Genomic DNA, 5,478 nt, shown 5'->3' on the forward strand with positions numbered 1-5,478 from the left:
GGTCTTTGACATTGTTGATTTGGAAAGAGAAACGCAGGCGGCGGCGCTCTGGCGGTCACCCTTCGGGGTGACGCAATAGACGCTGACGAATGCGGTCTCTTGAAGACACCATTTATACGGTGGCTGGTTCTTAGGAGCTGGTCATTGTGTGATGGGAACTCGTCAAGAAACTATGCAAACCAGATACGCGACTGAGGTTTTCCCCTCGGTCAAATAGCTGGAGTCAATGTCAACTCAACCTGAGAGTTTGATCCTGGCTCAGAGCGAACGCTGGCGGCAGGCCTAACACATGCAAGTCGAACGGATCCTTCGGGATTAGTGGCGGACGGGTGAGTAACACGTGGGAACGTGCCCTTTGGTTCGGAACAACTCAGGGAAACTTGAGCTAATACCGGATGTGCCCTTCGGGGGAAAGATTTATCGCCATTGGAGCGGCCCGCGTCTGATTAGCTAGTTGGTGAGGTAAAGGCTCACCAAGGCTACGATCAGTAGCTGGTCTGAGAGGATGATCAGCCACATTGGGACTGAGACACGGCCCAAACTCCTACGGGAGGCAGCAGTGGGGAATCTTGCGCAATGGGCGAAAGCCTGACGCAGCCATGCCGCGTGAATGATGAAGGTCTTAGGATTGTAAAATTCTTTCACCGGGGACGATAATGACGGTACCCGGAGAAGAAGCCCCGGCTAACTTCGTGCCAGCAGCCGCGGTAATACGAAGGGGGCTAGCGTTGCTCGGAATTACTGGGCGTAAAGGGAGCGTAGGCGGACTGTTTAGTCAGAGGTGAAAGCCCAGGGCTCAACCTTGGAATTGCCTTTGATACTGGCAGTCTTGAGTACGGAAGAGGTATGTGGAACTCCGAGTGTAGAGGTGAAATTCGTAGATATTCGGAAGAACACCAGTGGCGAAGGCGACATACTGGTCCGTTACTGACGCTGAGGCTCGAAAGCGTGGGGAGCAAACAGGATTAGATACCCTGGTAGTCCACGCTGTAAACGATGAGTGCTAGTTGTCGGCAGGCATGCCTGTCGGTGACGCAGCTAACGCATTAAGCACTCCGCCTGGGGAGTACGGTCGCAAGATTAAAACTCAAAGGAATTGACGGGGGCCCGCACAAGCGGTGGAGCATGTGGTTTAATTCGAAGCAACGCGCAGAACCTTACCACCTTTTGACATGCCTGGACATCCGGAGAGATCCGGCCTTCCCTTCGGGGACTGGGACACAGGTGCTGCATGGCTGTCGTCAGCTCGTGTCGTGAGATGTTGGGTTAAGTCCCGCAACGAGCGCAACCCTCGCTGTTAGTTGCCATCATTAAGTTGGGCACTCTAACAGGACTGCCGGAGTTAATCCGGAGGAAGGCGGGGATGACGTCAAGTCCTCATGGCCCTTACAAGGTGGGCTACACACGTGCTACAATGGCGACTACAGAGGGCTGCAATCCCGCGAGGGGGAGCCAATCCCTAAAAGTCGTCTCAGTTCGGATTGTTCTCTGCAACTCGAGAGCATGAAGTTGGAATCGCTAGTAATCGCGGATCAGCATGCCGCGGTGAATACGTTCCCGGGCCTTGTACACACCGCCCGTCACACCATGGGAGTTGGCTTTACCCGAAGGCGCTGCGCTAACTCGCAAGAGAGGCAGGCGACCACGGTAGGGTCAGCGACTGGGGTGAAGTCGTAACAAGGTAGCCGTAGGGGAACCTGCGGCTGGATCACCTCCTTTCTAAGGATGCCTCTCCAGCTTCGGCTATTGAGGCTCCGATTAGTGCGCTAGACGCACACAAATGAGCGGATCGCCGCCGTCTTCGTTTCTCTTTCCACTTGTTCTGGGCCGTCGAGGTTCAGAGCACGATCGCGAGCCCTGGAGCGGGTCCATCTGGACCTGATCTGAGCGGCCTATGGGCCCGTAGCTCAGTTGGTTAGAGCGCACGCTTGATAAGCGTGAGGTCATAAGTTCAAGTCTTATCGGGCCTACCACTCTTTCCAAACATACGGACCGCAACCGACCGCTCTCCTGGCTACACCCTTTCGGGGCCATAGCTCAGTTGGTAGAGCGCCTGCTTTGCAAGCAGGATGTCGTCGGTTCGAATCCGTCTGGCTCCACCATCCTTGTTGGCTGTTCTCGCTAACGCTTCGCTTCTTGAGCGAGGCCAGCTGGAGAACACGCAAGGACATCGCGATCGAGGATATCAAGTTTGCAACTGGCTTTGGCCAGCCTGCGAAGTGACATCGTGAAGGCAGGGTTCAGCCGTTTAGGTTGGACTTAAGAAGACATCATTGTCTGACAAATTGTAAAGCGCATGCGAACCGTCCCTAGACGGTAAGCGCATGGGTTTTGCTGAGAACGATCAAGCGCATAAGGGCTTCTGACGGATGCCTTGGCATTGAGAGGCGATGAAGGACGTGGCACGCTGCGATAAGAGCCGGGGAGGCGCGAGCACCCTTTGATCCGGCTATCTCCGAATGGGGAAACCCACCTTTACGGTCACCCGACTTAGTTCATCCTCGGATGGACGAAGATCGGTTGGTCGGAAGAGGTATAATGATCTGAATACATAGGGTCATTAAGCAAACCCGGGGAACTGAAACATCTCAGTACCCGGAGGAAAGGACATCAACCGAGACTCCCGTAGTAGTGGCGAGCGAACCGGGACCAGGCCAGTGCTGTCGTGACATAAAGCTGAACGAGCTGGGAAGCTCGGCCATAGTGGGTGATAGCCCCGTAAGCGTCAAATAGCGACAGACTCGAGTAGGGCGGGACACGTGAAATCCTGTCTGAACATGGGGGGACCACCCTCCAAGCCTAAGTACTCCTCAATGACCGATAGCGAACAAGTACCGTGAGGGAAAGGTGAAAAGCACCCCGACAAGGGGAGTGAAACAGATCCTGAAATCGGAAGCCTACAAGCAGTCGGAGCCACCGCGCGTGGTGACGGCGTACCTTTTGTATAATGGGTCAGCGACTTCATGTGCCGTGCAAGCTTAAGCCGTTAGGTGTAGGCGCAGCGAAAGCGAGTCTGAATAGGGCGAATAAGTACGTCGCATGACGACCCGAAACCAGGTGATCTATCCATGAGCAGGTTGAAGGTTGGGTAACACCAACTGGAGGACCGAACCGGTGAATGTTGAAAAATTCTCGGATGACTTGTGGATAGGGGTGAAAGGCCAATCAAACCTGGACATAGCTGGTTCTCCGCGAAAACTATTTAGGTAGTGCCTCAGACGGACTCCTCGGGGGGTAGAGCACTGAATGGATGCGGGCGGCGCGAGCTGTACCAATTCTAATCAAACTCCGAATACCCGAGAGAGATATCTGGGAGACACACGGCGGGTGCTAACGTCCGTCGTGAAAAGGGAAACAACCCTAACCATCATCTAAGGCCCCCAAGTACTGGCTAAGTGGGAAACGATGTGGGTTTGCTTTGACAACCAGGATGTTGGCTTAGAAGCAGCCATCATTTAAAGAAAGCGTAACAGCTCACTGGTCAAGCGAACCTGCGCGGAAAATGTAACGGGGCTAAAGCCAGTCGCCGAAGGTATGGGTTTGCACTTTGTGCAAGCGGTAGCGGAGCGTTCCGTAAGCCGATGAAGGTGAGGCGTGAGCCTTGCTGGAGGTATCGGAAGTGAGAATGCTGACATGAGTAGCGATAAAGAGGGTGAGAGACCCTCTCGCCGAAAACCCAAGGGTTCCTGCGTAAAGCTAATCTGCGCAGGGTTAGCCGGCCCCTAAGGCGAGGCGGAAACGCGTAGTCGATGGGAACCAGGTAAATATTCCTGGGCCAGTTGGAAGTGACGGATCTGGTAAATTGTCAGTCCTTATTGGATTGGTTCTGGCAGTGAACAGGTCCCTGGAAATAACTCCAACGGAGACCGTACCCGAAACCGACACAGGTGGGTAGGTAGAGTATACCAAGGCGCTTGAGAGAACTGTGCTGAAGGAACTCGGCAAATTGCACGCGTAACTTCGGGATAAGCGTGACTCTTCTTTGGGCAACCAGAAAAGAGTGGCACAAGCCAGGGGGTAGCGACTGTTTATCAAAAACACAGGGCTCTGCGAAGCCGCAAGGCGACGTATAGGGTCTGACGCCTGCCCGGTGCCTGAAGGTTAAAAGGAGGGGTGCAAGCTCTGAATTGAAGCCCAGGTAAACGGCGGCCGTAACTATAACGGTCCTAAGGTAGCGAAATTCCTTGTCGGGTAAGTTCCGACCTGCACGAATGGCGTAACGACTTCCCCACTGTCTCCAGCACAGGCTCAGCGAAATTGAATTCCCCGTGAAGATGCGGGGTTCCCGCGGTCAGACGGAAAGACCCTATGAACCTTTACTGCAGCTTCGCCTTGGCGTTAGCAATAACATGTGTAGGATAGGTGGGAGGCTATGAAACTTGGGCGCCAGTCCGAGTGGAGCCATCCTTGAAATACCACCCTTATTGTTGTTGACGTCTAACCGCGGCCCGTTATCCGGGTCCGGGACATGGCGTGGCGGGCAGTTTGACTGGGGCGGTCGCCTCCCAAAGTGTAACGGAGGCGCGCGATGGTGGGCTCAGACCGGTCGGAAATCGGTCGTCGAGTGCAATGGCATAAGCCCGCCTGACTGCGAGACTGACAAGTCGAGCAGAGACGAAAGTCGGCCATAGTGATCCGGTGGTCCTGCGTGGAAGGGCCATCGCTCAACGAATAAAAGGTACTCTAGGGATAACAGGCTGATTTTGCCCAAGAGTCCATATCGACGGCAAAGTTTGGCACCTCGATGTCGGCTCATCACATCCTGGGGCTGGAGCAGGTCCCAAGGGTTCGGCTGTTCGCCGATTAAAGTGGTACGTGAGCTGGGTTCAGAACGTCGTGAGACAGTTTGGTCCCTATCTGCCGTGGGTGTACGAGACTTGAGAGGATCTGTCCCTAGTACGAGAGGACCGGGATGGACACACCTCTGGTGGACCTGTCATGGCGCCAGCTGTGCAGCAGGGTAGCTAAGTGTGGAATAGATAACCGCTGAAAGCATCTAAGCGGGAAACTAACCTCAAAACAAGGTCTCGCTGAGAGCCGTGGAAGACCACCACGTTGATAGGCCGGGTGTGGAAGTGCGGCGACGCATGGAGCTTACCGGTACTAATAGCTCGATAGGCTTGATCGTTCTTCAGTCAAACCCATGAAGCTCTACAAAGCCTCATACAATGATGTCTTCTTCAATCTCTGCCTGAAATCAAACTCAGGCAGACAGCATCCTTTTCGCTGACCTGGTGGCTATGCCGGGGGTTCCCCACCCGATCCCATTCCGAACTCGGTCGTTAAGTCCCCCAGGGCCAATGGTACTTCGTCTCAAGGCGCGGGAGAGTAGGTCGCCGCCAGGTCCGCTAAAAGGATGCACACCCAAAAGTCCAGAACCCTGCACACGATATTCCCCTGCCGCGGGGTGGAGCAGCCCGGTAGCTCGTCAGGCTCATAACCTGAAGGTCACAGGTTCAAATCCTGTCCCCGCACCCA

At 54.7% G+C, this 5,478-nt stretch carries 3 tRNA genes and 3 rRNA genes; all 6 read left to right on the plus strand.

The annotated features are described in order from the left end of the window. Positions 1-235 precede the first annotated feature (235 nt). Positions 236-1,719: ribosomal RNA gene (locus AC2YHT_RS25520) — 16S ribosomal RNA — on the plus strand. Between the two features lie 177 nt (positions 1,720-1,896). Then, positions 1,897-1,973 (plus strand) — tRNA-Ile (locus AC2YHT_RS25525). A 53-nt stretch (positions 1,974-2,026) separates the two neighbouring features. Then, positions 2,027-2,102: transfer RNA gene (locus AC2YHT_RS25530), tRNA-Ala, on the plus strand. Between the two features lie 240 nt (positions 2,103-2,342). Continuing rightward, positions 2,343-5,128 (plus strand): 23S ribosomal RNA (locus AC2YHT_RS25535). Between the two features lie 102 nt (positions 5,129-5,230). Beyond that, a 5S ribosomal RNA gene (rrf, locus tag AC2YHT_RS25540) occupies positions 5,231-5,345 on the plus strand. Together the 16S, 23S and 5S rRNA genes with 3 tRNA genes alongside form the textbook arrangement of a ribosomal RNA operon. 56 nt (positions 5,346-5,401) lie before the next feature. Beyond that, positions 5,402-5,478, plus strand: a tRNA-Met gene (locus AC2YHT_RS25545).

The sequence above is a fragment of the Caulobacter sp. SRI_008 genome, from assembly GCF_057586355.1.